At 67.8% G+C, this 26,350-nt stretch carries 25 protein-coding genes; 9 read left to right on the top strand and 16 right to left on the bottom strand.

From position 1 onward, the window contains the following. Positions 1-45 precede the first annotated feature (45 nt). On the bottom strand, positions 46-1,287 hold the full coding sequence (codA, locus tag HWX03_RS04760; RefSeq protein WP_175870429.1) for a cytosine deaminase: 1,242 nt from the start codon (positions 1,285-1,287) through the stop codon (positions 46-48). A 338-nt stretch (positions 1,288-1,625) separates the two neighbouring features. On the opposite strand from codA, the gene HWX03_RS04755 reads away from it, so the two are divergent. Both HWX03_RS04755 and HWX03_RS04750 read left to right on the top strand, forming a co-directional pair. Further along, complete coding sequence (locus HWX03_RS04755) at positions 1,626-2,768, top strand: porin (protein ID WP_175870428.1); 1,143 nt, start codon at positions 1,626-1,628, stop codon at positions 2,766-2,768. A gap of 229 nt (positions 2,769-2,997) precedes the next feature. Then, complete coding sequence (locus HWX03_RS04750; protein ID WP_175823191.1) at positions 2,998-3,300, top strand: DUF4148 domain-containing protein; 303 nt, start codon at positions 2,998-3,000, stop codon at positions 3,298-3,300. Between the two features lie 110 nt (positions 3,301-3,410). On the opposite strand, the gene HWX03_RS04745 is transcribed toward HWX03_RS04750, so the two are convergent. Next, positions 3,411-4,358 (bottom strand): LysR family transcriptional regulator, encoded by a 948-nt coding sequence (locus HWX03_RS04745; RefSeq protein ID WP_174386360.1) that lies wholly within the window; start codon positions 4,356-4,358, stop codon positions 3,411-3,413. A 199-nt stretch (positions 4,359-4,557) separates the two neighbouring features. Between HWX03_RS04745 and HWX03_RS04740 the strand changes: the two genes are divergently transcribed. Together HWX03_RS04740 and HWX03_RS04735 are read left to right on the top strand one after the other, a co-directional pair. Then, positions 4,558-6,741, top strand: a complete 2,184-nt coding sequence (locus HWX03_RS04740; RefSeq protein ID WP_175870427.1) for an FUSC family protein — start codon at positions 4,558-4,560, stop codon at positions 6,739-6,741. A gap of 136 nt (positions 6,742-6,877) precedes the next feature. After that, a complete protein-coding gene (locus HWX03_RS04735; protein ID WP_175870426.1) occupies positions 6,878-7,090 on the top strand; it encodes a hypothetical protein in 213 nt (70 codons plus the stop codon). 138 nt (positions 7,091-7,228) lie between these two features. Here the strand turns inward: HWX03_RS04735 and HWX03_RS04730 are convergent, their stop codons facing one another. Both HWX03_RS04730 and HWX03_RS04725 read right to left on the bottom strand, forming a co-directional pair. Further along, positions 7,229-8,338, bottom strand: coding sequence for a P1 family peptidase (locus tag HWX03_RS04730; RefSeq protein ID WP_175870425.1), 1,110 nt, complete (start codon positions 8,336-8,338; stop codon positions 7,229-7,231). 64 nt (positions 8,339-8,402) lie between these two features. Further along, on the bottom strand, positions 8,403-9,809 hold the full coding sequence (locus HWX03_RS04725) for an APC family permease (protein WP_175870424.1): 1,407 nt from the start codon (positions 9,807-9,809) through the stop codon (positions 8,403-8,405). Between the two features lie 130 nt (positions 9,810-9,939). On the opposite strand from HWX03_RS04725, the gene HWX03_RS04720 reads away from it, so the two are divergent. Then, positions 9,940-10,740, top strand: coding sequence for a LuxR C-terminal-related transcriptional regulator (locus HWX03_RS04720; protein ID WP_175870423.1), 801 nt, complete (start codon positions 9,940-9,942; stop codon positions 10,738-10,740). 163 nt (positions 10,741-10,903) lie between these two features. Here the strand turns inward: HWX03_RS04720 and HWX03_RS04715 are convergent, their stop codons facing one another. Beyond that, positions 10,904-11,281 carry a nuclear transport factor 2 family protein gene (locus HWX03_RS04715; RefSeq protein WP_175870422.1) on the bottom strand — a complete coding sequence of 126 codons (378 nt, stop codon included), beginning with the start codon at positions 11,279-11,281 and terminating at the stop codon, positions 10,904-10,906. Positions 11,282-11,357: 76 nt separating this feature from the next. Next, entirely contained in the window at positions 11,358-11,579 is a 222-nt protein-coding gene (locus tag HWX03_RS04710) for a hypothetical protein (protein ID WP_175870421.1), read from the bottom strand. Between the two features lie 107 nt (positions 11,580-11,686). Between HWX03_RS04710 and HWX03_RS04705 the strand changes: the two genes are divergently transcribed. Further along, the gene (locus HWX03_RS04705) at positions 11,687-12,061 is read left to right on the top strand and encodes a hypothetical protein (protein WP_174430053.1); all 375 of its coding nucleotides are present in this window, start codon (positions 11,687-11,689) and stop codon (positions 12,059-12,061) included. Positions 12,062-12,189: 128 nt separating this feature from the next. On the opposite strand, the gene HWX03_RS04700 is transcribed toward HWX03_RS04705, so the two are convergent. Both HWX03_RS04700 and HWX03_RS04695 read right to left on the bottom strand, forming a co-directional pair. Next, complete coding sequence (locus tag HWX03_RS04700; RefSeq protein ID WP_175870420.1) at positions 12,190-13,707, bottom strand: CoA-acylating methylmalonate-semialdehyde dehydrogenase; 1,518 nt, start codon at positions 13,705-13,707, stop codon at positions 12,190-12,192. A gap of 49 nt (positions 13,708-13,756) precedes the next feature. After that, positions 13,757-15,112, bottom strand: coding sequence for an aspartate aminotransferase family protein (locus HWX03_RS04695; protein ID WP_174386349.1), 1,356 nt, complete (start codon positions 15,110-15,112; stop codon positions 13,757-13,759). A gap of 105 nt (positions 15,113-15,217) precedes the next feature. Here HWX03_RS04695 and HWX03_RS04690 point away from each other — a divergent pair, with 105 nt between their 5' ends. Continuing rightward, the gene (locus HWX03_RS04690) at positions 15,218-16,168 is read left to right on the top strand and encodes a LysR family transcriptional regulator (protein WP_175870419.1); all 951 of its coding nucleotides are present in this window, start codon (positions 15,218-15,220) and stop codon (positions 16,166-16,168) included. A gap of 18 nt (positions 16,169-16,186) precedes the next feature. Here HWX03_RS04690 and HWX03_RS04685 read toward each other — a convergent pair whose 3' ends face one another. The 3 genes from HWX03_RS04685 to HWX03_RS04675 are packed head-to-tail and all read right to left on the bottom strand — an operon-like array spanning position 16,187 to position 18,268. Beyond that, entirely contained in the window at positions 16,187-17,428 is a 1,242-nt protein-coding gene (locus tag HWX03_RS04685) for an MFS transporter (protein WP_175870418.1), read from the bottom strand. Next, a complete protein-coding gene (locus tag HWX03_RS04680) occupies positions 17,425-17,760 on the bottom strand; it encodes a hypothetical protein (protein ID WP_175870417.1) in 336 nt (111 codons plus the stop codon). The genes HWX03_RS04685 and HWX03_RS04680 overlap by 4 nt, the downstream gene beginning before the upstream one ends. 37 nt (positions 17,761-17,797) lie before the next feature. Beyond that, the gene (locus tag HWX03_RS04675) at positions 17,798-18,268 is read right to left on the bottom strand and encodes a MarR family transcriptional regulator (protein ID WP_175870416.1); all 471 of its coding nucleotides are present in this window, start codon (positions 18,266-18,268) and stop codon (positions 17,798-17,800) included. A gap of 167 nt (positions 18,269-18,435) precedes the next feature. On the opposite strand from HWX03_RS04675, the gene HWX03_RS04670 reads away from it, so the two are divergent. Then, on the top strand, positions 18,436-18,927 hold the full coding sequence (locus tag HWX03_RS04670; RefSeq protein WP_050010988.1) for a 2,4'-dihydroxyacetophenone dioxygenase family protein: 492 nt from the start codon (positions 18,436-18,438) through the stop codon (positions 18,925-18,927). A gap of 102 nt (positions 18,928-19,029) precedes the next feature. Here the strand turns inward: HWX03_RS04670 and HWX03_RS04665 are convergent, their stop codons facing one another. Next, positions 19,030-20,178, bottom strand: coding sequence for an epoxide hydrolase family protein (locus tag HWX03_RS04665; RefSeq protein WP_175870415.1), 1,149 nt, complete (start codon positions 20,176-20,178; stop codon positions 19,030-19,032). A gap of 81 nt (positions 20,179-20,259) precedes the next feature. After that, complete coding sequence (locus HWX03_RS04660) at positions 20,260-21,219, bottom strand: helix-turn-helix domain-containing protein (protein WP_175870414.1); 960 nt, start codon at positions 21,217-21,219, stop codon at positions 20,260-20,262. A gap of 131 nt (positions 21,220-21,350) precedes the next feature. Between HWX03_RS04660 and HWX03_RS04655 the strand changes: the two genes are divergently transcribed. Continuing rightward, entirely contained in the window at positions 21,351-22,151 is an 801-nt protein-coding gene (locus HWX03_RS04655) for an SDR family oxidoreductase (protein WP_175870413.1), read from the top strand. Between the two features lie 119 nt (positions 22,152-22,270). On the opposite strand, the gene HWX03_RS04650 is transcribed toward HWX03_RS04655, so the two are convergent. The 3 genes from HWX03_RS04650 to HWX03_RS04640 all read right to left on the bottom strand — a co-directional run bounded on the left by HWX03_RS04650 (position 22,271) and on the right by HWX03_RS04640 (position 26,220). Beyond that, positions 22,271-23,629, bottom strand: coding sequence for an MFS transporter (locus HWX03_RS04650; RefSeq protein ID WP_175870412.1), 1,359 nt, complete (start codon positions 23,627-23,629; stop codon positions 22,271-22,273). Positions 23,630-23,715: 86 nt separating this feature from the next. Further along, positions 23,716-25,074: an MFS transporter gene (locus HWX03_RS04645; protein ID WP_175870411.1), complete on the bottom strand. Its 1,359-nt coding sequence runs from the start codon at positions 25,072-25,074 to the stop codon at positions 23,716-23,718. A gap of 186 nt (positions 25,075-25,260) precedes the next feature. After that, positions 25,261-26,220 (bottom strand): MBL fold metallo-hydrolase, encoded by a 960-nt coding sequence (locus HWX03_RS04640; RefSeq protein WP_174992242.1) that lies wholly within the window; start codon positions 26,218-26,220, stop codon positions 25,261-25,263. Between the last annotated feature and the right edge of the window lie 130 nt (positions 26,221-26,350).

Below are 26,350 nucleotides of genomic sequence, written 5' to 3'. Positions count from 1 at the left end.
AGAATACATGGAGGCCGGCGGCCCGGGATGACCCCGCCTTTCCCGTCAATCCGGATACGTGATGCGCTCCGGTTCGCGCCGCATGATGACTTTCCCGTGGCGCACCGACAGCGTGGCCTTCGCCTGCCGGCGCACGGCTTCGTAGTCGCTGTCCGCATCGAGCACGACGAGATTCGCCGGACGCCCGACCGCGATGCCGTAACCATCGCCGAGATGCATCGTCGTCGCGCTGTGGTCGGTCACGAAGTCGAGGCAGCGCTGCAGATCCTGGTAACCCATCATGTGGCAGATATGAAGGCCCGCGTCGAGCACGCGCAGGATGTTGCCGTTGCCGAGCGGATACCACGGGTCCTTGATCGAATCCTGCCCGAAGCACACGTTGAGTCCGGCGCGGTCGAGCTCCGCGACGCGCGTGACGCCGCGCCGCTTCGGAAACGTGTCGAAACGCCCCTGAAGATGGATGCTCTCGGTCGGGCACGAGATGAAATTCAGTCCCGCCCGCTTCAGCAGCCGGAACAGCTTCGAGCAGTACGCGTTGTCGTACGAACCCATCGCGGTGGTGTGGCTCGCGGTGACGCGCGCACCCATGCCGCGCACGCGCGCTTCTTCCGCGAGCACTTCGAGAAAGCGCGAATGCGGATCGTCGGTCTCGTCGCAGTGCACGTCGACGAGGCAGCCCGTGCGCTCCGCGAGATCCATCAGGAAGCGGATCGAGCTGACGCCCTGCTCGCGCGTGTTCTCGAAATGCGGAATCCCGCCGACGACGTCCGCGCCGAGCTCGATCGCCTGCTCCATCAGCGCGCGGCCGCCGTCGAACGACTCAATACCCTCCTGCGGGAACGCGACGATCTGCAAGTCGATCAGCCCGCGCGCCTCGTCCTTCACTTCGAGCATCGCCTTCAGCGCCGCGAGCGTCGGATCGGTCACGTCGACGTGCGTGCGCACGTGCTGGATCCCGTGGTCGCGCAGCATGCCGATCGCCGTATGCGCGCGTGCTTTCGTGTCCTCGTGCGTGATCGTCGCCTTGCGCTCGGCCCAGCGCTCGATGCCCTCGAACAGCGTGCCGCTCATGTTCCACGCGGGTTCGCCGGCCGTCAGCACGGCATCGAGGTGGATATGCGGTTCGACGAGCGGCGCAATCGCGAGACGGCCGCCGCCATCGATATGGTCGGGGTTCGTCGGCGCGATCGGTGCGGTTTGCGCATCGATCCGCGCGATCCTGCCGGCATCGATGCCGATCGTGAACAGGCCGTCGCGGCCGCGCAAGCGTACGTTGAACAGGTTCATGGGGAGGCCTCTTGTCGTATGCGTTGACACGGCCGCGCGATCTGCGTCGGCGGCCGTGCGGTCCGGGCGACCAGTATGGAGGAAAAGCAGCGCCGCGCGCACGTGCCGCGCATGTTGCATCGACACGACAGCCGGGCCGCGCCGGACGGAAGCCGCGCGCCGGCCGTCACGCAAGAACCGCCTGCCCGGCGCGCGCGCGACGCGTCGTGTCGGTTTTGTGAACGACTCTTGCCGGATCCGGAACAGTGCGCTCGCGGCCGCCAGGCCCTTGCGCGTGCCGCGCATTTCTATACTTGCGCCGAACTTTGGTTTCCCCTCCCACACGCAGGAGCTTCACGATGAAAAAAACCCTGATCGCCGGCGCGTGCGCCGGCACCCTGTTCGCGCCGCTCGCCCACGCGCAAAGCTCGGTCACGCTGTACGGCCTGATCGACGCCGGCATCGCCTATACCAACAACGTGAACGGCGCGTCGCAGTGGCGCATGGCGACCGGCACGATCAACGGCAGCCGCTTCGGCCTGCGCGGCACCGAGGATCTCGGCGGCGGCCTGAAGGCGCTGTTCGTGCTCGAAAACGGCTTCAACGCGAACAACGGCGGGCTCGGCCAGGACGGCAAGCTGTTCGGCCGGCACGCGTATGTCGGCCTGAGCCAGGCCGGCTACGGCACGCTGACGCTCGGCCGCCAGTACGACACGATGGTCGACTTCGTCGCGCCGTTGTCGGCGACGTCCGGCGATTTCGGCGATACGGGCTTCGCGCATCCGTTCGACAACGACAACCTGAACCACTCGCTGCGCATCAACAACGCGGTCAAGTACACGAGCGACACGATCGCGGGCTTCAAGGTCGGCGCGCTGTACGCGTTCTCCAACTCGGCGAACTTCAGCGCGAACCGCGCATACAGCGTGGCCGCGAGCTACACGAACGGCCCGCTGAAGCTGGCCGGCGCCTACCTGCAGATGAACGGCACGAAGGGCTCGACGAGCGCGAGCCCCGGCGCGACCGATTCGGCCGAAGCGAAGAGCTTGAACCAGGGTGGCTGGTCGATCGGCTCGGACCGCATGCGCACCTACGGCGGCGGCGTCAGCTACGTGTTCGGCCCGGCGACCGTCGGCTTCGTCTACACGCGCTCGCAGTACGACAACACGGGCTCGTTCGGCTCCAGCGGCCAGATCGCGTTCAACAACTACGACGTGAACGTGCGCTATGCGGTCACGCCGGCCGTCAGCCTCGGCGCGGCCTATGTCTATACGGACGCCAGCGTGTCGAATCCCGACAGCAAGCACGGCACCGACCCGAAATGGCATCAGGCCAACCTGCAGGCCGTGTACAAGCTGTCGCGCCGCACCGACCTGTACGCGGAAGCGATGTTCCAGCATGCGTCGGGCCGCGGCTACCAGGCGTTCATCAACACGTCGGGCGGCGCATCGAGCACGGCGAACCAGGTGGTCGGCACGATCGGCATGCGCACGCGGTTCTGAGCGGTAGCGCGCGACGTCGTCTGCCTACGCTGCGCCCGTATGCACGGCGCCCGTGTTCGCACACGGGTTCGGTGACTGCGGGCGACGCCGCCAATGTTGTTCCTTCTGGAACGCAGCCCTCCTGGAATCGGGGTGTTTGCGCGTGGAAGCGCTGCGTAGACTGACGTCGAAAGTCGCAGCCGCGCGTCGCGCGCCGCTCCGGCCGCCTACCCCGTACCAGGAGAATCTCGTGAAATCGCTCGTCGTTACCGCCGCTGCTGCCGTCCTGCTTGTCGCACCGGCCCTGTCGTTCGCCCAGCAGGCGAAGTCGCCCGTCACGCGCGCGCAGGTGCTGCAGGAGCTGATCGATCTCGAATCGGTCGGCTACAACCCGGCGCGCGGTGAAATCGGCAACTATCCGGACGACATCCTCGCAGCGCAGGAACGGCTGCAGGCGAAACGTCTCGCCCAGCGGAAAGCGGCGCAGGCCGCGTACGGCCCGGCCGGCGAGCCGGCAACCGAATCGGGCGCGGCGGCCAAGCCCGCGCTGTAACGACGCGCGTCGCTCGCATCAAGGATGCATCGCGAGCGACGCGTATTCGGCATTTGCATGAAGCAACCCGCCGCGCGCCGATGCGCGCGCGGCGTTCAGGCGGCCTGCGTTCAGGCTGCCTGCGGTTCGCGGTCGATCGCGTTCAGCATCTCGACGTCGCGCGCGATCATCGCCGGCACCTGGGCGCGCAGCATCTCGACCCAGGTCCGCACCTTCGCATCGACGAAGCGGCGCGACGGGTACAGCGCATACACGTTCATCTTCTGCAGGATATGCGCGGGCAGCACGCGAACGAGCGTGCCGTCGCGCAGTGCGTCGATCGCCGAATACAGCGGCAGCATGCCGATCCCGATGCCGTCGCGGATCGCGAGTGCGAGCGATTCGGCGGTATTGGTCTGCACCGGCCCGGCGACGTGGATCTGCTCGACGCCTTCGGGCCCTTCGAGCACCCATTCGTGCGTCGGGAACGCCGGCGTACACAGCGTCAGGCACGCATGCGCGGCGAGATCCTGCGGGCGGGCCGGCACGCCGTGCCGTTTCACGTAGTCGGGTGATGCACACAGAATGCTGAACGTCGAGCCGAGCAGATGCGACACGAGTTCCGAATCGGGCAGCGACGACGCGGTGACGACGGCCATGTCGCTCGTGCCGTCGAACAGGTCGGGCATGCGCTGCGACAGCGACAGCTCGATCGATACGTCCGGGAACTGCGCGTGGTAGCGCGTCAGCGCGGGCAATACGTAGTGGTGACCGACGCTCGCGAAGCTGTGCATGCGCAGCACGCCGGCCGGGCGCTCGTGCGCGCAGCTCGCCTCTTCTTCCGCGCGGTCGACGTCGGCGAGGATCTGGCGGCAGCGCCGCAAATAGCTTTCGCCGGCCGACGTGAGCGCGAGACGGCGCGTCGAGCGATTCATCAGACGCGTGCGCAGGCGCGCCTCGAGCTCCGACACCGCGCGCGACATCGCGCCCGTCGTCGAATTCAGCGATTGCGCGGCGGCGGTGAAGCTGCCCGTCTCGACGACTCGCGAAAACACCCGCATGTTTTGTAGGGTATCCATTCCTGTGAGCAACCTGTAGCGGAGCCGCCATTTTCCTCCACTGGATGCGACAGATTGTTACGCCGGCTGCAACTATCGTTTCCCCGCAACTGCGTTAATGCGCGGCCGTTGCACTCCTACAATCGGCGCCTCACCAGTCGAACGGACCGTTCGGACGCGCCGCGGCACCATGCCCGGTCCCTCCCGGGCCCCTCTTTTCATGAAGCCACAACCTGCGATCGAGCGACCTTCCATCGAACCGGCACGATGGAGGCGATGGCTCGATCCGCTCGGCAACGCGGCGCGCGACTGGGCCGCGACCGACGGGCTGATCTGGCTGCACCTCGCGAAAACCGTGCTCGCGGCGCTGCTGGCGATGGGCATCGCGATGCGTCTCGAGATGTCGCAGCCGCGCACCGCGATGACGACCGTGTTCGTGCTGATGCAGCCGCTGTCGGGCATGGTGTTCGCGAAGAGTTTCTACCGCGTGCTCGGCACGGCGGCCGGCCTTGTCGGCGCGCTCGCGCTCGGTGGGCTGTTCGCGCAGCAGCCCGAGCTGTACATGGCCGGCATCACGTTGTGGATCGGCGGCTGCATCGCACTCGCGGTGCGCAACCGCCATTTCCGCTGGTACGGCTTCGTGCTCGCCGGCTACACGGCCGCGCTGATCGGCCTGCCGGCCGTGATGACGCCACAGACGCTGTTCCAGTCCGCGCTCACGCGCGCCGCGGAAGTCGCACTCGGCATCGCGTGCTCGGGCGCGGTCAGCGCGCTGATCCTGCCGTTGAGCTCCGCGAAGGCGCTGATGCGTTCGTTGAGCGCGCGCCACGCGACGTTTGCTGCGTTCACCGCCGGCGCGCTGTCGGGCGACGTCGCGCGCGGCGATTTCGAACGGCGCTTCGCCGATTTCGTCGACGACATCGTCGGCTTCGAAGCCAACCGTGCGTTCGCGTCGTTCGAGGATCCGCACATTCGCGCACGCAGCCGCCGGCTTGCGCGGCTGAACAGCGAGTTCATGAATGCATGCACGCGGCTGCATGCGCTGCACCAGCTCGTCAAACGGCTGCGTGCGAATCACTCGGACGCGGTGCTCGACGCACTGGCACCGCACGTCGACGCGCTCGCACTGCGCTTCGCCGCGTTGCGCGACGAACGCCAGCGCGGCATCGCGCCGGCCACCGGCGCGCTGCTCGAACTGCGCCGCTTCCACAGTGCGTTGCCGAAGGCCGCGCGTGCGTCGCGGCGGGCAATCGAGGACCATGCGGCCGGCGGCCTGCTCGACTTCGATACCGCGATCGAGCTGCTGTACCGGTTCATCGGCGAATATCTCGGCTACGTCGACACCTACGCGTCGCTCGACCAGGACGACCACGCGTTCGAGCGCTCGGTCACGCATTACGCGGTGAAAACCAACGCGTTCTTCGTCGGTTTCGCGTTCCTGCGCACGGTGGTCGCCGTCGGCGCGATGAGCGCGTTCTGGATCGCGTCCGAATGGCCGAGCGGCCCGCTCGCGGTGATCGCCACCGCGATCGCGTGCGCGCTCAGCTCGACCTCGCCGCGCGCGCCGAAGTTCGTCGCGCAGATGGGCGTCGGCGCGGCATTCGCGACCGCGGTCGGCTACCTGTTCCTGTGTTACGTCTATCCGAACATCGACGGCTTTCCGCTGCTGTGCGCGGCGCTCGCCCTCGTGCTCGGCCTCGGCGCGTTTCTCGCGATGCGGCCGGGCCTGTCCGGCTACGGGATCGGCTTCGCGGTGTTCTTCTGCCTGCTCGCGGGCCCCGACAACGCGATCGCGTATACGCCTGAAGTGCTGATCAACAACGGGCTGGCGATCGTCGTCGCGATGCTTGCGTGCTCGCTCGTGTTTGCCGTCGTGTTCCCGACGCACATGCCCTGGCTCACCGGCCGGATCGCGCACGACTTGCGCCGCCAGGTGACGCTGGCATGCGAAGGCGCGCCGGACGGCCTCGCGCAGCGCTTCCAGTCGAGCACGCACGACCTGATGGCGCAACTGCGTACGCTGCTGGTGCGCCGCACGCGGCAGCATCGCGATGCACTGCGCTGGATGCTGTCGACGCTCGAAGTCGGCCACGCGGTCATCGACCTGCGCGACGAGCTGCATGCGTTCTGCGCGTCGAAACCGCCGCAGACGCTGCGCTGGACCGGTTCGATCGATGCGGTGCTGATCGAACTGCCGCGCTTCTTCGACGATCCGACGCCCGCCCGCCATGCGCGCACGCTGAAATCCGTGAATCTCGCGATCCGTGCGGCGCAGCACACGCTGCAGGCGTGGTACGCGGTGCCCGACGCGCGCCGCAGCATGCAGCGGATCGTCGGCTGCCTGCACTTCATGCGCAGCGCGCTGCTCGACAAGGACGCGCCGTTCAACCGGCATCGCCATTGAAGACGGGTGCGCGCGCAACGGGATCCTTGTTCCGGATGGAAATAAGCTCTACAGCCGCGGTGATTAATCTTTAAGCAGTGCGAGCCTATAGTTTCCTCACTGCCAGCGAGACTGGCACTCACCCAGGAGAAACAAAATGAAGCCGCTGCACCTCGCCCTCGTTGCCCTGTCGCTCGCCGCTACTGTCGCCCACGCGCAGCCGGCGCCGGCAGACGCCGCACCGCAACAGGCGAACCGCGCCGAGGCGGTCAAGGCCGCCGGCCGCGTCGATCGTGCGCAATCGAAGCAGGAAGACCCGAACGCCTGCGTCGGCCCGGTCAGCTTCTGCAACATCTACTTCGGCAGCTGAGCATGACGCCGCGTCGTCACGGCCAGGCCCGTATCGCCCGCACCGCATGCATCACATGCGCGGGCGGACGGCGGTCCGGCCGCTCGCCGCATCGCCGTCCTGCACCACGCCGCTTCGATTGAAGCGGCGCTTGCCGTTTCACGCGCCGCGCCCCGGCCGCCAGCCCACTTCGCGCAACGCATCCAGCAAGCGCGCCTGCCCGAGCCCCTCGACCCGCGCCCCGCGCGACTCGACGTCGCCACCCGCGACCAGCGCATTCACGATCGCCTCCTCCACCGCTTCCGCCGCCGCGACGAACAGCGCGGAAATATGGTCGTTGTTGACCATCCGCACGTCGGTCGTCGGCGTGCCCTTGTTGCCGTAGTTCGCGGTAGGCAAGCCGTCGTTGCCGGTGGCGAACGCGAGGAAGATGTCGCCGCTCGAATCCTCGGTGCCGCCGCCGACGCGGGCGAGCCCGACGCTCGCGCGCTGCGCGAGACGCGTGCATTGATGCGGCAGCAACGGTGCGTCGGTCGCGATCGTGACGACGATCGAGCCCATGCCGGCTTCGCCTTTCGCGTCTGCTTCGCGGAACGGCGAATGCACGTGCCGCAGCACGTCGCCGACCGGGTAGCCGGCCACGCGCAGCGTCTCGCGCACGCCGTAGTTCGCCTGCACGAGCGCGCCGACGGTCCAGCCGCCCGCATCGCTGGCCAGCACGCGCGACGCGGTGCCGATGCCGCCCTTGAACTCGTGGCAGATCATGCCCGTGCCGCCGCCCACGCCGCCTTCGGCGACCGGCCCCGACTGCGCGGCGGCCAGCGCGCGCTGGACGTGCGCGGCGTTCACGTGCTGCCCCCAGATGTCGTTCAGCAGTCCGTCGTAGGTTTCCATCACGACCGGCATGCACCAGTACACGCGGCCGGCCGCCGCTTCGCGTTCGTTCGCGACGAGCGCGTCGCGCACCGTGCCGACGCTGTGCGTGTTCGTATAGGCGATCGGCGTCGTCAGCAGGCCGGCTTCGCGGATCCATTCGAGCCCGGTCGCGTCGCCGTTGCCGTTCAGCACGTGCACGCCCGCGAAGCACGGCGAATCGTGCGCGGCGCCCGCGCGCGGCTCGATGATGGTGACGCCGGTGCGGATCGACGCGTCGCCGTTCTCGACGTTCAGCGTGCAATGTCCGACCCGCACGCCCGGTACGTCCGTGATCGCGTTGAAGCGGCCCGGCGTGCCGAGTCCGATGCGGATGCCGAGATCCCTCGTGCGCATGATGCGATTCCTCCCGTCTTTCAATGGTTCGGTGTGTCGGTGATGCAAGCTGTCGATCCGGGGCTCAGAGCGCGCGGAATGCTTCGCTGTGGCGCGCCCACACCACGTACATCACGAGGGCCGCGATCAGCAGCCCCGCGATGATGATCAGGTCGGTCGGCTTCGTCGCGGTTGCCAAAGTCGTGACCAGCGTATACGCGGCGCCCGCCACCGCGACGAGCGGCGTCACGGGCCACAGTGGCATCCGGTAATGATGCTCGACGTCGCGACGCACGAACCGGCTCGCGAGCGCGGCCAGCCCGACGACGAGATAGATCAGCAGCAGCAGGTCGACGGTGAACGCGGTCAGCTCGTCGAGGCTCGACACGAACACGAGCCCGGCCGACGGAATGGCCAGCGCGATCGTCGCCAGCCACGGCGATTCGAGGCGTGGATGGATCGTCGAAAACGCACGGTTGCAGGTGCGCGACCAGAGCGCATGCCGGCCGCTGCTGTACAGCAGGCGGCCCATCGCGATCACGATCGCGATGATCGCGTTGAACACCGACAGGAAGATCCCGCCGCTGACCACGCGCGACACGACCGGATTGCTCAGCGAGCGCACGACATAGCCGATCGGATCAGTGCTCTTCGTCAGTTCCGTCAGCGACGGCGCGCCCAGCACGATCGCGGTGAGCGGCACCAGTTCGACGACGAGGATCACCAGCAGCGAATAGATCACCGCCTTCGCGACGTTGCGGTTGCCGCCGCGCAGGTCTTCCGCGAGATAGGCTGCCGAACCGAAGCCGTTGTAGCAGAAGATCGCGGTGCCGATCGCGGGCACGATGGCCGCGAGCGTCGCTGGCACGAGCGCATTGCCGCTCGCGACGACCGGTGCGATCAGCACTTCGGCGCCGCGATGCGGCGACCCGAAGCCGAGCCCCGCGATCAGCATCAGCACGCCGATTTCGACGACCAGGAACGCGCCGGTGATCCACGCGTTCGTCTTGATGTTCAGCATCCCGAGCAGATAGCTGAGCAGCACGATCGTCAGCGCGACCGACTGGTTGCCGAAGTGCGTGCCGAGCGCATTGTTCAGGTACGGCGCGGCGCCGCTCGCGAGCACGGCCGGAATGAACACGCTGACGGACAGCACCGTGATGAAGGTCAGGTAGCCGGGCAGCGTGCCGAACACGCGCTTGGCCATCACGTATTCGCCGCCCGCGCTGCGGTGCGCGGCGCTGAGTTCCGCATAGCAGAGCGCGAACGCGAGCGCGAGCACGCCGCCGAGCACGAACGACAGCACCGCGCCGCTGCCGGCCTGCTGGATCGCGAACGGCGCGATCACGAAGATCGAGCTGGCCGGTGTCACGCCCGATACGGTGATCATCACTGCATCGCGCACGCTGAGCGTCTGCGACAGCGCGCGCGGCGCGTCTTCCGTTGCAGGCGCCGCTTGCAGGCTGCCCGTCGATTCCGACATCATCGCCATTTCGTTCTCCTGCTCCTATGCCACTTGTTTTTGAACGCCCATACTCGGGCCCGATTGATTGCGTGGCAGTCTAGGAAGCCAATTTCAGGACCGCTATTCCCCCTTCGTGTTACGCCCATCCGGTGGTGGTATGGATCGTCTCTTTTCCGAAATCGCGATGCACCAGGCGCTTGGCCGCGCAATCGATCATCTCGGCCAGCCGCGTTTCTGGCGGTTCCTGGTGCTGCTGCTCAATGAAATGACGCCGTTCGACAACGCGCTCGCGACCGCGATTGGCCGCGACGGCGTGCCGCTCGTGCTCGACGAATACGACACGGGCGGCGCCGACACCGCGTCGCCGGTGCCGCTTTACCTGAATGGGTTATATCTGCTCGATCCGTTCCTGCAGGCCGCGCACGACGGGCTCGCCGACGGCTGCTACCGGCTCGAGGAAGTCGCGCCGGACCTGTTCCGGCAGAGCGAGTATTTCCTGAGCTATTTCCGCGACGCGGTCGGCGACGACGAGATCCAGATTCTCGTGCGGCCGAATGCCGACACGCTGCTGTCGCTGTCGCTCGGTGCAGCGACGCGCTTCGACGTCGAGCCGCTCGGCAAGCTGACGGCCGCGATGCCGTGGGTGCTCGCGGCGATCCGGCAGCATTGGCGGCTGGTGGGGGACGCAGCGCGCGCAACGCCCGACGCGGACCTCGGCGCGCGCGTCGAGCAGGCGCTCGCGCGCTTCGGTGCAGGCGTGCTGACCGACCGCGAGATGTCGATCGCGCGCATGGTGCTGCGCGGCAATTCGTCGAAGGCGATCGCCGAACGGCTCGCGATTTCACCCGAAACGGTGAAGGTGCATCGGCGGCACCTTTACGCGAAGCTCGGGATTTCGTCGCAGCCGGAGCTGTTTTCGCGGTTCATCCAGGCGTTGGGGGAAGATGCGGCGGGATGAGTGCATCGACCGGGACGAGCGGCAACGACACGATGCTCCGGAAACCGGAATCCCGATCCATGTCGTGCCACGCCGGCGCTGAACGAAGGATTCGCCGGCCCGGCACGCCCGAACCGCGAGGTCGCGCGCAGCACCGGATGAACCGCCTGCTCCCGCCCTCCACTCAACCGCGCGGTTCGACGAAACCGCCGTCGGGCGCATCGTGCGGCACGTTCCAGCCGAAATACACCTCGGCCTCGACGATCAGCCCGTCTCGGACATGCAACCGCTCCGCATTCCGGAACCGTCTGCCGTCGGCCGTTTCCGCCTCGTACACGACGAATACCTGCTCGCCGTGAACGGCGACGTCGATGAAATCGAAGCGCGCCAGCGTCACGCTGTTCGGCCAGCAGCGCCGGAAATACGTGTCGCGATCGAGCCGGTTGTCGAGCGGGCTCGTGAAATGGAAATCCGGCGCGATCAGCGCTTCGATCGCGTCTCGGTTCTTGTCGGCATACGCGCGATAGCTGGCGCGCGCAACCTCGCCCGGATCCTGAAGCATCGTCGTCACCTCCCGGAAGCATCGGCGCGAGTCCGGCTCGCGCTGACGCAGATATTCAGGCGGAATGCGCGCGATGTCATCCGCGCAAACCCGTATCGGCGTCGTCGACGCCGCAGCGCACGCGCGGCGCGCACTCGGGGACGGATGCCGAATACCGGCGCATGACGGCGATCGTCGCGCCGTTGCGCGAGGGCTGCGTGCCGCCGATATGCCCCCCGATCTTCTCGCAGCGCCGCGAAAAACCGCCTATCGTGAATAAGGCGCCCCGTTTGCCGCCATTCGCCCCGGCGTTGCTCACGCGGGCCGGCGGCGACGGCGCCGTGCTCCGGCACCATTCATCGCGATTCCGGCGCACGCTCGCCCGTGCGCGATCGCGGCCGCCCACCGGACTATCAGGAGGCACTCATGAAAGCCGCGCTGCTCGTCAGCTCCGCCCTGCTCGCCATTGCGTCAGCTTCGGCCACGGCCCAGGGATCCATCACGAAGGAAGAAAACGGCGCGCTCGTCGCCGCGAACGGGATGACCGTCTACACGTTCGACAAGGACAAGGCCAACGCCGGCACCAGCGCGTGCACGGGCCAGTGCGAATCCTTCTGGCCGCCGTACAAGGCCAGCGCCACCGACGTGCCGGTCGGGCCCTACACGATCGTCAAGCGCGACGACGGCAGCCCGCAATGGGCGTACAAGGGCAAGCCGCTGTATTTCTTCTCGAAGGACATGAAACAGGGCGATCGCAACGGCGACAACTTCAAGAACATGTGGCACGTGGTCGCGCCGTAATCCTGCTTTCGCCGCGTTCCGCGTATTTCGCACGGCCGTAAAAAAGCCCGCCCCGATCGTCGATCGGGAGCGGGCCTTGGCAGCTTCGCACGCCGCACCGGCCGCATGCCGCCGGTGCGCGCGTCGGGTCAGCGGTTCGACGGGAAGCTGAACACCGTCCCTTCGCGCACGCCGGCCGACGGCCAGCGCTGCGTGATCGTCTTGCGCTTCGTGTAGAACCGCACGGCATCCGGGCCGTATGCATGCAGATCGCCGAACAGCGAACGCTTCCAGCCGCCGAACGAGTGGTACGCGACCGGCACCGGCAGCGGCACGTTGATGCCGACCATGCCGATCTGGATGTTGTCGCTGAAGTAGCGCGCGGCCTCGCCGTCACGCGTGAACAGGCACGTGCCGTTGCCGTATTCGTGCGCGTCGATCAGCGCCATCGCGTCGTCGAGCGACTTCAGGCGGATCACGCCGAGCACCGGCCCGAAGATCTCGTGCTGGTAGATCGGCATGCCGGGCTTCACGTTGTCGAACAGGCACGGGCCGAGGTAGTAGCCGCCGTCATGGCCGTCGACCTTCACGCCGCGACCGTCGACGACGAGCGTCGCGCCCGCTGCCACACCCGCTTCGACGAAGCCCGTCACCTTCTCGAAATGCTGCTTCGTGACGAGCGGGCCCATGTCGACGCCCGCGCCGTTGCCCGGGCCGACCTTCATCTTCTCGATCTCGGCCTTCAGCCCCGCGACCACCTGGTCGCCCGTTTCGTCGCCGATCGCGACGACGAGCGGAATCGCCATGCAGCGCTCGCCGCACGAGCCGTACGCGGCGCCCATCAGCGCGTTCACCGCATTGCCGATGTCGGCATCCGGCATCACGACCGCGAAGTTCTTCGCGCCGCCGAGCGCCTGCACGCGCTTGCCGTGCGCGCAGCCGGTCGAGTAGATATATTCCGCGATCGGCGTCGAGCCGACGAAGCTCACCGCCTTCACGCGCGGATCGGTCAGGATCGTGTCGACCGCTTCCTTGTCGCCGTTCACGACGTTCAGCACGCCCGGCGGCAGGCCGGCCTCGAGCGCGAGCTCGGCCATGCGCAGCGTCGACGACGGCGTACGCTCGGACGGCTTCAGCACGAACGTGTTGCCGCACGCAACGGCCATCGGCCACATCCACAGCGGCACCATCACCGGGAAGTTGAACGGCGTGATGCCGGCCGCGACGCCGAGTGCCTGGAACTCGCTCCACGAATCGATCGCGGGGCCGACGTTCTTGCTGTGCTCGCCCTTCAACAGTTCGGGCACGTAGCTCGCGTATTCGACGTTCTCGATCCCGCGCTGCAGTTCGCCCATCGCATCGGCGAGCACCTTGCCGTGCTCGGCCGTGATCAGCGCGCAGAGTTCTTCCGCGTGCTCCTCGAGCAGCGTCTTGAAGCGGCTCATCACGCGGGCACGCTTCAGCGGCGGCGTGTTGCGCCACGCCGGGAACGCGGCCTGCGCGGACGCGATCGCGGCTTCGACGGTCAGCTTGTCGGCGAGCGCGACGCTCTTGTGCGATTCGCCGGTGGCCGGGTCGAACACCGGCTGGACTCGGCTGCCGCCGTCGACGCGCTTGCCGTCGATCAGGTGGCCGACGGTGGAGGTCACATTGCTGTCGTGTTTCATGTGTCTGGCTCTTTCGTGAATTCGGTTGTCGCTGCGGGCAAGCCGTGGCTCAGTCCACTTCGTTCAGTGCGTCGGACAGCGCGTTGACCAGGTTGTCGATCTCGCGCTTCTCGGCGATGAACGGCGGCGCGAGCTGGATCGTGTCGCCGCCGTAGCGCACGTAGAAGCCCTTCGCCCAGCAGCGCATCGCGATCTCGTACGGGCGCCGTGCCGGCTCGCCCGGCAGCGCGGCGATCGTCAGGCCGGCCGCCAGCCCGTAGTTGCGGATATCCGTGATGTGACGCTGGCCCTTCAGCCCGTGCACGGCCGCCTCGAAATGCGGCGCGAGATCGCGCACGCGGGCCACCGCGTCTTCCTTCACCAGCAGGTCGAGCGCCGCGACGCCGGCCGCGCAGGCGACCGGATGCGCCGAATACGTGTAGCCGTGCGGGAACTCGAGCATGTACTCGGGGCCGCCCGCGGCCATGAACGTGTCGTAGATCTCCTTCGTCGCGATCACGCCGCCGAGCGGCTGCACGCCGTTCGTCACCTGCTTCGCGAAGTTCATGATGTCCGGCACCACGCCGAATGCGTCGGCGCCCGTCATTGCGCCGGCGCGGCCGAAGCCCGTGATGACCTCGTCGAAGATCAGCAGGATGTCGTGCGCGGTACAGATGTCGCGCAGGCGCTTCAGATAGCCCTTCGGCGGTACGACAACGCCCGCCGAACCGGAGAACGGCTCGACGATCACGGCCGCGATGTTCGATGCGTCGTGCAGCGCGATCAGTTCGAGCAGGCGGTCGGCCAGCTCGGCGCCGTGCTCCGGCATGCCGCGCGAGAACTTGTTCTCGGCCAGTTGCGTATGCGGCAGGAAGTCGGCGTCGATCCCCTGGCCGAACAGCTTGCGGTTCGCGCCGATCCCGCCCACCGAGATGCCGCCGAAGTTCACGCCGTGGTAGCCCTTCTCGCGGCCGATCAGGCGCGTCTTCGTGCCCTTGCCCTTCGCGCGCCAGTACGCGCGGGCCAGCTTCAGCGACGTGTCGGCCGCTTCCGAGCCCGAGCCCGTGAAGAACACGTAGTCGAGGCCGGCCGGCGTCAGCTCCTTGATCTTGTTGGCGAGTTCGAACGATTTCGGATGGCCGAACTGGAAGGCCGGCGCGTAATCGAGCTGCGCGACCTGGCGGCTCACGGCTTCGACGATTTCCGTGCGACCGTGACCGAGGCCCGTGCACCAGAGGCCCGACAGGCCATCGAAGATCTTGCGGCCTTCGCCATCGGTGTAATACGCGCCCTGGCCGGACACGATCATGCGCGGATCGGCCTTGAACTGGCGGTTGGCCGTGAACGGCATCCAGTGCGCATCGAGCCACGCGGCGTCGGTGCGGAGGTTCGTGTCGTCGTGCTGGGCGGTAGTGATGTCGGTCATGTCGGTCGGCGCGTCGCGCCCCTCCTCCTGATGATGATGTTGCACATTGTCGGGACGCCAATTAGTCTTTTGAATATCGCAATATCAATGTTCACTTGCTCAACTATGCAAGCAAAGAAACCGAAGAGCCGCGCGCTGCTCGGGCAGCTCAGCGACATGGATCTCCGCCTGCTGCGGGTCTTCAAGGGCGTCGTGCAGTGCGGCGGGATGGCGGCCGCCGAACTGGAACTGAATATCGGCATCTCGACGATCAGCCGGCACGTGAAGGATCTAGAGACGCGGCTCGGCCTCGTACTGTGCCGGCGCGGCCGCGCGGGCTTCACGCTGACGCCCGAGGGGCAGACGGTGTACGAGGAAACGCTGCGACTGCTCGCGTCGATGGAAGCATTTCGCAGCAGGATCGACGGCATTCACGACAAGATGGGCGGAGAACTGCACATCGCAGTGTTCGACAAGACGGCCACCAACCCGCATGCGCGCCTGGGCGACGCGATCCGCCAGTTCGCGGACGAAGCGCCCGACGTCGCGCTGAACCTGCACGTCGCGTCGATCAACGAGGTCGAGCGCGGGGTCATCGATGGCAGCTATCAGGTCGGGATCATCCCCGTGCACCGCAACTCGGGCAGCCTCGTGTATTCGGCGCTGTTCGACGAACGGATGCTGCTCTACTGCGGCCGCCAGCATCCGCTCTTCGATGCGCCGCACGGCAAGCTCACGTGGACGACGATCCGCCACCACGCGTTCGCCGGGCTCGGTTTCCATTCGCCGAACATGGAATTGAGCCATCGCGCGAAGCTCACGCGCAGCGCGACCGCGTCGGACCAGGAATCGATCGCGACGCTGATTCTGTCGGGCCGCTATCTCGGCTTCCTGCCCGATCACTACGCGGAGAGTTTCGAAAACAAGGAGCTGATGCAACCGATCGCGCCGCACCGGTTCAATTACCGGTGCCGGTTCGTGAGCCTGCTGCGGCGCTCGCCGCAGCCACCGCGGGCCGCGCTGCTGTTCCAGTCGTGCCTCGACGCCGCGCATGCGGCGGCGCGGCCGGCGGCATAGCGGCGGCTTTCGGTTCGGTCAGGCCCCGTCGCCGCCCGTGCGCGGCTGCGCGCGCTTGCGCGTGACGAAATGGGTCGCGACGAGCGCCGCCGCAAAGCCGGACGCCGCGCCGACGCCGAGCGCCCAGCGCGGGCCGAGATGGTTCGCGACCCAGCCGGCCACCGGCGCGCCGATCGGCGTGCCGCCCAATGCGACCGCGAGGCGCAGCGCCATCACGCGGCCGCGCATCGCCGGCTCGGTGGACAGTTGCATCAGGCTGTTGGTCGAATTCATGAAGGTGATCGCGGCGATCCCGGTCAGCACCAGTGCGGCGGCGAACGACCAGTAGCCGGGCGCCAACGCGGCGAACGTGCAGCCGAGCCCGAACAGCGTCGCGCCGATCCACAGATGACGGAACCGCGGCTGCTCGCGGCGCGCGGCAAGCAGCGCGCCCGAGATCGTGCCGACCGCCATCATCGATGACAGGAAACCGAACCCGCGCGCATCGACGTGAAACACGCTGGCGGCCATCGTCGAAATGTACAACTGGAAATTGAGCCCGAACGTGCCGATCAGGAACAGCATCACGAGAATCGCCGTCAAGTCCGGGCGGTGCCACACGTAACGGAACCCGTCGAGCAGGCTGCCGCGCGAGCGGCCTGTCCGCACGTTCGCGCGCAGTTCGTCTTCCCGAAGCTGCGACAGCGACGCCAGCACCGCGAAGAAGCTGAGCCCGTTCGCGAGAAACGCCCAGCCAGTGCCGACCGATGCGATCAGGAAGCCCGCCGCCGCCGGGCCGACCATCCGCGCGGCGTTGAACGACGTCGAATTGAGCGCGACCGCGTTCGCGAGCTCGCGATCGCCGACCAGTTCCGCGACGAAGGTCTGCCGCACCGGCGCGTCGAACGCCGACGCGCAGCCGAACAGGAACGCGAACACATACACGTGCTCGAGCCGCACCGCGCCGGTGACCGTCAGCCCGCCGAGCACGAGCGCCAGCGCACCCATCAGCGCCTGCGTCGCCATCAGCAGCTTGCGCTGGTCGAAGCGGTCGGCCGCGTAGCCGGTCCACGGCAACAGCAGCAGTTGCGGCCCGAACTGCAGCGCCATCACCGTGCCGACCGCCGATGCGTCGTGATGCGTGAGCTGCGTGAGGACGAGCCAGTCCTGCGCGGTGCGCTGGATCCACGTGCCGATGTTCGACACCAGCGAGCCGATCGCCCACACGCGGTAGTTGAAGCTGCGAAGCGAGCGAAATACGCCCGCTGCCGGCACGCTCATGGCCGCTCCCGGTCCGGCTCGTTGCCGCCGTGCAGTTCGCCGAAATGCCGCGCGAGGAACAGGCCGAGCACCTGGATGCCGAGGCCGAGCGCCGCCGCGTCGGCCGTGATCTTCAGGTCGAAATCGCCGACCCGGCACACGAGCGCGTAAGCGATGCCGAGGTTCACGACGCCCCACACCACGTTCACGGTGGACGACGACAGCCCGCGCCCAGGCGGATTCGCGAACGGCGTCTGGAACGGCTCGCCGCGCAGCCCGCTGACGAGATGCGGCACGACGTTCGCGAGAAACGCGCCGCCGAAGAAGTACGACACGAGATGCAGGAGATTCATGGGCGGGTTGTCCTTTCGGCGAGCGGGTCGGGGCGGTTCACGGACGCGCCGGGTCCTGGAATTCGGCAAGCCGCTGCAGCAGCTTCACGGCCGCCGCGAGCTCGGCCTGTTCCGCCGCCGACAGTTGCGCATGCAGCGCGCGGAACAGCCAGTCGTCCTTGGCCGCGCGGTTCGCTTGCAGCACCTTGCGGAAACCGGGCGTGAGCGCGATCAGCGTCTGCCGGCCGTCGGTGGGATCGGGCGCGCCGGCGACCGCGCCGAGCGTCTCCAGCGTCGCGACCGTCACGCGCATCGACTGCGGGCGGACGCTTTCGGCACGCGCGAGCGCCGACACGGTCGCCGGACCGTCGCGATCGAGCCGCAGCAGCACCGATTTCTGCGACGACGTGAGGTCGTTCGGATGGGTCTGCTCCCGCATCCGCCGCATCAGCTTGCCGACCGAGATGCGGAGTTCGCCGGCGAGACCGGCCAGCGGGAGTATGTCGGGGGGAGAGGATGGCGCGTTCATGCATTCAAGATAGCATATATACAGTCAAACTGTACAGTTTGACTGTATATTTCATCGAGTAAGGATCGGACCGCCGCGCACGTTTTCGGCGCGACGCCGCACCCGTTCGGCCGCGCGATCCGGCTCTGCGATAATGCGGGCTTCCCGTTTCCGCTCCGCCTTCCGCCATGACGCAGCCGTCCGCCCCGCTCTCCACCGACCTGCCGCCGATCTCGTGCCTGCCCGGCGACGCGCTGCCGTGGCTGCCGATGAGCGCCGACCTGCCGGGGCTCGCGATCAAGTACCTCCATATCAATGCGGCCGAGGACACGCTCACCGCGCTGCTGAAGATGCCGGCCGGCGGCACGCTGCCGCGCCACCGTCACGACGGCGAGGTGTTCGTCCATACGCTGCAGGGGGCGTGGCGCTACCGCGAATACGACTGGGTCGCGCACGCGGGTTCGACAGTGCTCGAACCGGCCGGCTCTGTGCACACGCCGGAAACGCTCGGCGCGCCGGGCGAGGATGTGATCACGCTGAACGTGATGCGCGGCGACCTCGTACTGCTCGACGACGACGGCCGCGAAACGGCGCGCGAGAACTGCCGCGTCGCGCTGCTGCGCCAGCGCAAGCATGCGCGTACGGCGCCGGATGCGGCCACGGCGTTCGTTACGCGGTAATGACGCGGCAAGGCGGGCGACGCGATCCGCATCGAGCCGCTCCCGTCCCGCGTGTGCGACCTCCGGGTATCGGTTTCCGCCCTCCGCCGGCTTGCCCGCCCGTTACCGGAAGCGCCTGAAAAACCGCCGAATATCGTCGGCCAGCAAGTCCGGCTCCTCCATCGCCGCGAAATGGCCGCCGCTCGGCATGTCGGTCCACTGCACCACGTCGAATACCCGTTCGAGCCAACTGCGCGGCGGACGGCTGATCTCCTTCGGAAAGCGCGCGAACGCCACGGGTACCGCCACGCGCTGCCCGGCCGCAAACCGCATCGACTGCAGCCGGTTCTCCCAATACATTTGCATCGACGAGCCGATGCAGCCGGTAAACCAGTAGAGCGATATGCCCGTCAGCAGCGTGTCGTGCGAAAAACGGCGCGCGACGTCGCCATCGCAATCGCTCCACGCACGGAATTTCTCGGCGATCCACGCGGCCAGCCCGAGCGGCGAATCGTTGAGCGCGACGGCCAGCGTCTGCGGCTTCGTCATGTGGACGTGCGCGTACCCGCCTTCGAGCGCCGCCCAGTCGCCGCGCTGCTTCAGGAACGCCTGCTCGTCGTCGGTCAGCGGCCGCGCCGCGTCGATCGCCGGTTCGTAGCTGCCGGGCAGGTAGTTCAGGTGGATGCCGTCGACCACGCCCTCATGCCGCGCGCCGAGCGCGACCGACACGCCCGCGCCCAGATCGCCGCCCTGCGCGCCGAACCGTTGGTATCCGAGGCCGGCCATCAATTCCGCCCAGCAGTCGGCGACCTGAAGCGCCGACGTGCCGGGTGCCGCCGGTGCGGGAGAGAACAGGAAGCCGGGCAGCGACGGCGCGACGATGTCGAACGCGTCGTCCGGATCGCCGCCGAACGCGGCCGGATCGCACAAGCGATCGATCAACGCGTGGAATTCGAATGCGGAACCGGGCCAGCCGTGCGTGACGACGAGCGGATAGGGTTTCGGCCCCGTACCGCGCCGATGCACGAAATGCACACGCCGCCCGCCGACGTCCGCGACGAACTGCGGCAGCCGGTTCAGCTCGCGTTCCACCGCGCGCCAATCGAAGCCGTCGGCCCAGTGCGCCGCCAATTCGCGCAGCCATGTGCCGTCGACGCCCTGCTGCCACGGCTCGGCGGGCGTCAGGTTCGGTGGGCGGTAGTCGCGCAGGCGCCGGCGCAAATCGTCAAGCGCGTGCTCGGGAATCGCAATGTCGAACGGGTCAGTGTGCACGGTGTCTCCTCGCGACGAATGTCGACAGGATTCTGCGCGATTTTGCCGGCACGCGCTGAACCACGCCCGCCCGTCAGCCCATCAGCCCGTTTCCCGCTCGTCCGCCCGCGCATCGCGCCGCAGCGCCTGCGGCGGCACGCCGAACCCGCGCACGAACGCCTCGCGCATGTGTCGGCGGTCGCGAAAGCCGTTCTCCTTCGCGATCACGTCGAGCGGATGACGGCTCTGTTCGATCATCAGCCGCGCCGACTCGAGCCGCAGCCGCTCGATCGCCTTCGCGGGCGACTGCCCGGTTTCGAGCGTAAACACGCGGCTGAACTGGCGCGGGCTCAAATGAACGGCCTCGGCCAGATCCTCGACGGTCAGCGCGCGGCCGAGATTCCGCCGCGCGTAGTCGAGCGCGTTCTGGATCCGGTCGGATTTCGGCGCAAGCTCGAGCATTTCCGAATGCTGCGACTGACCGCCGGCCCGGCGCTGATGCATCACCAGCTTGTGCGCGACCGACCGCGCGGCATCGGCGCCGAGGTCCTTCTCCACCATCGCGAGCGCGAGATCGAGGCCGGCCGTCATCCCGGCCGACGTCCAGATCGGGCCGTCGACGATGAAGATCCGGTCGTCCTCGACGCGAATCTCCGGGTAGTGCCGCTGCATGTCGCGGCCGAACGCCCAGTGCGTGGTCGCGCGACGCTGCGCGAGCAGCCCGGCCTCGGCCAGCACGAACGCGCCCGTGCAGATGCCGGCGATCCGCCGCGCACGCGCGTTCGCGCGGCGCAGGTAGGCGACGACGCCGGCCGGCGCCGGCGCGGCGAGCGGATCGTTGACGCCCGCGACGATCCACGTATCGACGCCGAGCCGCCCGCGCAGCGCGCGCGTGGCGACCGGCAGCCCGAGCGACGAACGCACGTCGCCGCCGTCGACCGAGTAGTTGTCCATCGCATAGAACGGCGCGTCCATGCCCATGTTCGCGTACTCGAACACCGACTGCGCGGCGAGCGCCATGATCTGGAAGCCGTCGCTGATCAAGAAGCCGATTCGGTGCATGTACGTTCTCCGGTCCCGTGCCGATTGGCCGATGTCATGAATCATACCCATCTACGTCATTTGTGTCGCAACGCTTCGAGGCCAGAATGCCTTCACGCCATCCGGCCATCCTCATCGAAACGGAGCACATCATGACGCAAGCACATCGCGGTACCGCCCTCATTACCGGCGCGTCGTCGGGCATCGGCGCCGTCTACGCGGACCGCCTCGCGCGCCGCGGCTACGACCTGATCCTGGTCGCGCGCAGCCGCGACCGGCTGAACGCCCTCGCCGACCGCATCACGAACGACACACAGCGCAGCGTCGAGATCGTCGACGCGGATCTCAACGACCGCACGGCGCTCGCCGCCGTCGAAGCCAAGCTGAAACAGGACGCGAGCATCACGCTGCTCGTGAACAACGCCGGCATCGGCACGCATGCGCCGCTGCTCGACAGCGACGTCGACGCGATGACGCGGATGATCGACCTGAACGTGACCGCGCTCACGCGCCTGACCTATGCGGCCGTGCCGGGTTTCGTCGCACGCGGCCACGGCGCGGTGATCAACATTTCGTCGATCGTCGCGATCTCGCCGGAAACGCTGAACGGCGTGTACGGCGGCAGCAAGGCGTTCGTGCTCGCGTTCAGCCAGTCGCTGCATCACGAGCTCGCCGACCAGGGCGTGCAGGTGCAGGCCGTGCTGCCCGGCGCGACGGCCACCGATTTCTGGCAGACGGGCGGCCTGCCGCTCGAGCACCTGCCGAAGGAAATCGTGATGACGGCGCCGGACCTGGTCGATGCAGCGCTGGTCGGGTTCGATCGCGGCGAACTGGTGACGATTCCGTCGCTGCATGCGGGCGACGAATGGGACGCGTACGAGGCCGCGCGCCGCACGATGGCGCCGCATTTGTCGGCCGATACGCCGGCCCCGCGCTACGCGGCCGTGCGCTAGTCGGACAGTATCGGCATCGCGCCCGGGCCAGGCCGGCATCTCGCGTGGCCGTTGCTCACCGAGCGCGGGCCGGACGGCATCGTCCGGCCCGCCGCGTCGATGCATCCGGCGCAGGTCGATCAACGCGGCCCGTGCGCCGGCTCCTGCGGCGTCGCCCGCACGCCCAGCAGCATCGCGACCGCGCACGCGGCCAGCAGCGCCGCGATCATCAGCATCGCCGGGTCCATGCTGCCGGTTCGCGTGCGGATCAGCCCGACGATCCACGGCGTGATCATCCCGCTCGACACGCCGATGCTGCTGATCAGCGCGATCCCGCCTGCCGCGCCTGCGCCCGAGAAATACGCGGACGGCACGGCCCAGAACACCGGATGCGCGGCGAAGATCAGCATCGCTGCGACCGACAGCAGCGCCATCATCGCGACGATGCTCGGCGGGTGCAGCGTCAGCAGCGCGAGCGCCACCGCGCCGCCAAACGCACACGCGGCGAAATGCCGGCGGCGTTCGCGCTTGCGGTCCGAGCGCCGCGCGATCGCGATCAGGCCCGCCGCGCCGATCGCGTTCGGCACGATCGACAGCAGGCTGATGTGCACGACGTCGTGAATGCCGAATTCGCGAATCATCAGCGGCATCCAGAACAGCAGCATCAGCAGCGCGGTCGTCAGCGAGAAATAGATGAACGCGAACAGATAGGTGCGCGGCTCGGCCAGCACCTGCCGCAGCGAAGCAGCCGCGTGCGCTGGGGCATCCGCGCGATCCGCGGCGAGGTCGGCCGCGAGCCGCTGCCGGTCGTCGTCGGACAGCCAACTCGCGTGTTCGGGGCAGTCGCACAGCCAGAACCACGCGATCACGCCGAGCAGGATCGCGGGCGCGCCCTCGATCGCGAACATCCATCGCCAGCCGTGCAGCCCGAGCACGCCGGACATCCCGCGCATCAGCCAGCCCGACAGCAGCCCACCGACCATCCCGGCCACCGCGACGCCCGCGTAGAAAATCGACAGCACCGACGCGCGTCGCCGCGCCGGATACCAGTACGTCAGGTAGAACACCACGCCCGGAAAGAACCCGGCCTCGAACAGCCCGAGCAGGAAGCGCAGCACGTAGAACTGCTTCGCGCTGTCGACGGTGATCATCGCGACCGACACCGCGCCCCACAGGAACATGATCCGCGCGAACGTGCGGCGCGCGCCGAAGCGGCGCAGCAGCGCGTTGCTCGGCACCTCGAACAGCACGTAGCCGACGAAGAACAGCACCGCGCCGAGACTGTACATCGCGTCGGTCAGGCCGAGATCCTGCCGCATCTGCAACTGCGCAAAGCCGATGTTGCTGCGGTCGAGGATCGATACGATGTAACAGATGAACAGGAACGGCACGATGCGCATGCCGATGCGGCGGTACAGCACGTCGTTGCCGGCCGAGTCCATCGAACCGGCGCCGGACGCGACGGCCGGTGCGGCGTGCGCTTGAAGAGGGGCTGACATCGATCGTCTCCTCGATGGATTCGGGTGCGGACGGAGAGAAATCGCCGGTCGCCGCCGCCCACGGGCAGCGACCGGTCGTCACGTGCTCAGCCGCGCCGCGCGCCTTCGCCCTTCACGCCGACCATCAGCGCCACGCCGCTCGCGACCAGCAGCGCAGCGAGCAGATACACGGCCAGATCCATGCTGCCCGTGCGCGTGCGGATCATCCCGATCACCCACGGGCTGACGATGCCGCTCGTGATCCCGATGCTGCTGATCAGCGCGATCCCGGCCGCGGCCGCGTTGCCGGACAGGTAGCGGGTCGGCACGGCCCAGAAGATCGGCAGCGCGGCGAAGATCAGCGTCGCCGCGATCGACAGGCACGCGAGCATCGCCGCGAAGCTGTGCAGGTGCAGCGTCAGCGCCGCGAGCGCGAGGCCGCCGCCGATCGTGCAGCACGCGAAGTGCTTGCGGCGCTCGCCGGTGCGGTCCGAGCGGCGCGCGATCAGGACCAGCCCCACCGCGCCCACCGCATTCGGCACGACCGTGTAGAGGCTCACGGCGACGACGTCGGTCACGCCGAAGTCGCGGATCATCAGCGGCATCCAGAAGTTGAGCGTCAGCGACGCGCAGGTCAGCGAGAAATAGATGAACGCGAACAGGTACACGCGCGGGTTCGCGAGCGCGGCCATCACGCTGCGTCCGTCGTGCGCACCGCCGGGTGCGCGGCCTTCGGCGCACAGCGCGGCGACGCGCGCCTTTTCGTCGGACGTGAGCCATGTGGCGTCCTGCGGCCGGTCGACGAGGAACGTGAACGCGGCGAACGCGAGCAGGATCGCCGGCGCGCCTTCGATCGCGAACATCCACTGCCAGCCGTGCAGACCGAGCACGCCGCTCATGTCGCGCATGATCCAGCCGGACATCAGCCCGCCGAGCACGCCGGCCACCGCGACGCCCGCGAAGAACACCGAGATCGCCGCCGCGCGCCGGTTCGCGGGGAACCAGTAGGTCAGGTACAGCACGATGCCGGGGAAGAAGCCGGCCTCGAACACGCCGAGCAGGAAGCGCAGCACGTAGAAATGCGACGGCTGCGACACGAACATCATCCCGGTCGACGCGATGCCCCACAGCAGCATGATCCGCGTGAACGTGCGGCGCGCGCCGAACCGCGCGAGCAGCATGTTGCTCGGCACTTCGCAGAACACGTAGCCAACGTAGAACACCGCGGCGCCGAGGCCGTACATCGCATCGCTAAAGCCGAGATCGTGCTTCATCTGCAACTGCGCGAAGCCGATGTTGATGCGGTCGAGAAACGACACGACGTAGCAGAGGAACAGGAACGGGACGATCCGCCACGCGATCTTGCGGAACAGCAGCGCGTCGCTGGATGCGGATGCGGATGCGGAAATCGGCGCCGAAGCGCTCGCGTGCGCGAGCGTCGCTTCGGCGGGAAGCGATTGGGGCATGTCTCTCTCCAAACGGGCCGCGCGATGTCGAGCGCGCAGCAGTCTCCGAGGGCGTGCATGCGCCCTGCTTTCTTGTGAGACCGGATACGGCTGCCGGCACCGCGGCGCGATGCCGCCGCGAATGCCGCAACCTTCAGGAAAACGGCAAGGCGATCAGGTGAACGCCGCCCCGCCGCCGTGCACCGCTCAGTCCTGCAGCGCGGCCCACATGTCCTTGTCGCGCTGCGCGGTCCAGATGCGCGGATGCGCGATGCCGCTCGCCTCGTCGAACGCGCGCGACACGTCGAACGGCAAACAGTGCTCGTAGATGAACACGTGGCCGAACTTCGGGTCCATCGCTTCGCGCGTGAGCGCCATCGCCGCCTTCAGGTCGAGATTGCGCTCGACCGCCTTGCGGCCCTGCGCGAGCAGCGTCGTGACGAAATCCTTCGTGTAGTCGAGGCCCTTGTCGACCTCGGCCGGATTCAGCAGCGCGGGGCCGCGGCCCGGCACGAGCTTTTCCGCGCCGAGCGCGCGCAGCGCCTCGAGCGTGGCCGGCCACTGTTCGAGCTGCGCGTCGCCGCAATAGCACGCGGCGTCGTATTCGACGAGGTCGCCCGAGAACAGCACCTTCTGCGACGGCAGCCACACGATCGTGTCGCCCTTCGTGTGGCCCGAGCCGACGTGCATGATCTTCACTTCGAGCTTGCCGAGGAACAGCGTGATCTCGCGCTCGAACACGAGCGTCGGCCAGGTCAGGCCCGGCACCGTCTCGACACCGGCAAACAGGCGCGGGAAGCGCTCGATCTCCGACTTCATGTCGGCCTCGCCGCGCTCGACGATCATCTCGTACGTGCCGCGGCTCGCGATCACCTGCTGCGCGCCTTCGTCGAAGTACGCGGACGCGCCGAGCACGCGCACCGCGTGGTAGTGCGACAGCACCACGTGCTTGATCGGCTTGTCGGTCACGCTGCGGATCTTCGCGATCAGGTCCTGCGCCATCGCGGGCGTCGCGGTCGTATCGACGATCAGTACGCTGTCGTCGCCAATGATCACGCCCGAGTTCGGGTCGCCTTCGGCTGTGTACGCGTACGCGTTCTCGGACAGCTTCGTCCAGGTGACTTTCTTCTCTTCCAGATCGGCTTGGGAGGCGAATGCTTTGGCCATTGTGCGTTCCGTGGCTGCGAGCCATGTGTTGAGGGGAATGAGCGGATCATCTGCTTGCCTCGAATATTTGTCAATGGCAAACGCGCTTGTTATTGTCTAATACGGGTAAACCTGCGGGCTGGCGCGAGAA

This window comes from Burkholderia sp. BCC0397, from assembly GCF_902832865.1.
Lineage (GTDB): Bacteria > Pseudomonadota > Gammaproteobacteria > Burkholderiales > Burkholderiaceae > Burkholderia.
Note: the sequence above shows the minus strand (reverse complement) of the source record. Positions and strands in the feature narration are given on the sequence as shown.

Bases quoted from the DNA above. Each gene is read 5' to 3' on its own strand.
- codA (WP_175870429.1), bottom strand. From the start codon at position 1,287: ATGAACCTGTTCAACGTACGCTTGCGCGGCCGCGACGGCCTGTTCACG.
- HWX03_RS04735 (WP_175870426.1), top strand. From the start codon at position 6,878: ATGAAGCCGCTGCACCTCGCCCTCGTTGCCCTGTCGCTCGCCGCTACT.
- HWX03_RS04700 (WP_175870420.1), bottom strand. From the start codon at position 13,707: ATGAAACACGACAGCAATGTGACCTCCACCGTCGGCCACCTGATCGAC.
- HWX03_RS04705 (WP_174430053.1), top strand. From the start codon at position 11,687: ATGAAAGCCGCGCTGCTCGTCAGCTCCGCCCTGCTCGCCATTGCGTCA.
- HWX03_RS04695 (WP_174386349.1), bottom strand. From the start codon at position 15,112: ATGACCGACATCACTACCGCCCAGCACGACGACACGAACCTCCGCACC.
- HWX03_RS04715 (WP_175870422.1), bottom strand. From the start codon at position 11,281: ATGCTTCAGGATCCGGGCGAGGTTGCGCGCGCCAGCTATCGCGCGTAT.
- HWX03_RS04755 (WP_175870428.1), top strand. From the start codon at position 1,626: ATGAAAAAAACCCTGATCGCCGGCGCGTGCGCCGGCACCCTGTTCGCG.
- HWX03_RS04675 (WP_175870416.1), bottom strand. From the start codon at position 18,268: ATGAACGCGCCATCCTCTCCCCCCGACATACTCCCGCTGGCCGGTCTC.
- HWX03_RS04660 (WP_175870414.1), bottom strand. From the start codon at position 21,219: ATGCACCGAATCGGCTTCTTGATCAGCGACGGCTTCCAGATCATGGCG.
- HWX03_RS04740 (WP_175870427.1), top strand. From the start codon at position 4,558: ATGAAGCCACAACCTGCGATCGAGCGACCTTCCATCGAACCGGCACGA.
- HWX03_RS04670 (WP_050010988.1), top strand. From the start codon at position 18,436: ATGACGCAGCCGTCCGCCCCGCTCTCCACCGACCTGCCGCCGATCTCG.
- HWX03_RS04690 (WP_175870419.1), top strand. From the start codon at position 15,218: ATGCAAGCAAAGAAACCGAAGAGCCGCGCGCTGCTCGGGCAGCTCAGC.
- HWX03_RS04720 (WP_175870423.1), top strand. From the start codon at position 9,940: ATGGATCGTCTCTTTTCCGAAATCGCGATGCACCAGGCGCTTGGCCGC.
- HWX03_RS04745 (WP_174386360.1), bottom strand. From the start codon at position 4,358: ATGGATACCCTACAAAACATGCGGGTGTTTTCGCGAGTCGTCGAGACG.
- HWX03_RS04680 (WP_175870417.1), bottom strand. From the start codon at position 17,760: ATGAATCTCCTGCATCTCGTGTCGTACTTCTTCGGCGGCGCGTTTCTC.
- HWX03_RS04655 (WP_175870413.1), top strand. From the start codon at position 21,351: ATGACGCAAGCACATCGCGGTACCGCCCTCATTACCGGCGCGTCGTCG.
- HWX03_RS04650 (WP_175870412.1), bottom strand. From the start codon at position 23,629: ATGTCAGCCCCTCTTCAAGCGCACGCCGCACCGGCCGTCGCGTCCGGC.
- HWX03_RS04725 (WP_175870424.1), bottom strand. From the start codon at position 9,809: ATGGCGATGATGTCGGAATCGACGGGCAGCCTGCAAGCGGCGCCTGCA.
- HWX03_RS04645 (WP_175870411.1), bottom strand. From the start codon at position 25,074: ATGCCCCAATCGCTTCCCGCCGAAGCGACGCTCGCGCACGCGAGCGCT.
- HWX03_RS04640 (WP_174992242.1), bottom strand. From the start codon at position 26,220: ATGGCCAAAGCATTCGCCTCCCAAGCCGATCTGGAAGAGAAGAAAGTC.
- HWX03_RS04730 (WP_175870425.1), bottom strand. From the start codon at position 8,338: ATGCGCACGAGGGATCTCGGCATCCGCATCGGACTCGGCACGCCGGGC.
- HWX03_RS04685 (WP_175870418.1), bottom strand. From the start codon at position 17,428: ATGAGCGTGCCGGCAGCGGGCGTATTTCGCTCGCTTCGCAGCTTCAAC.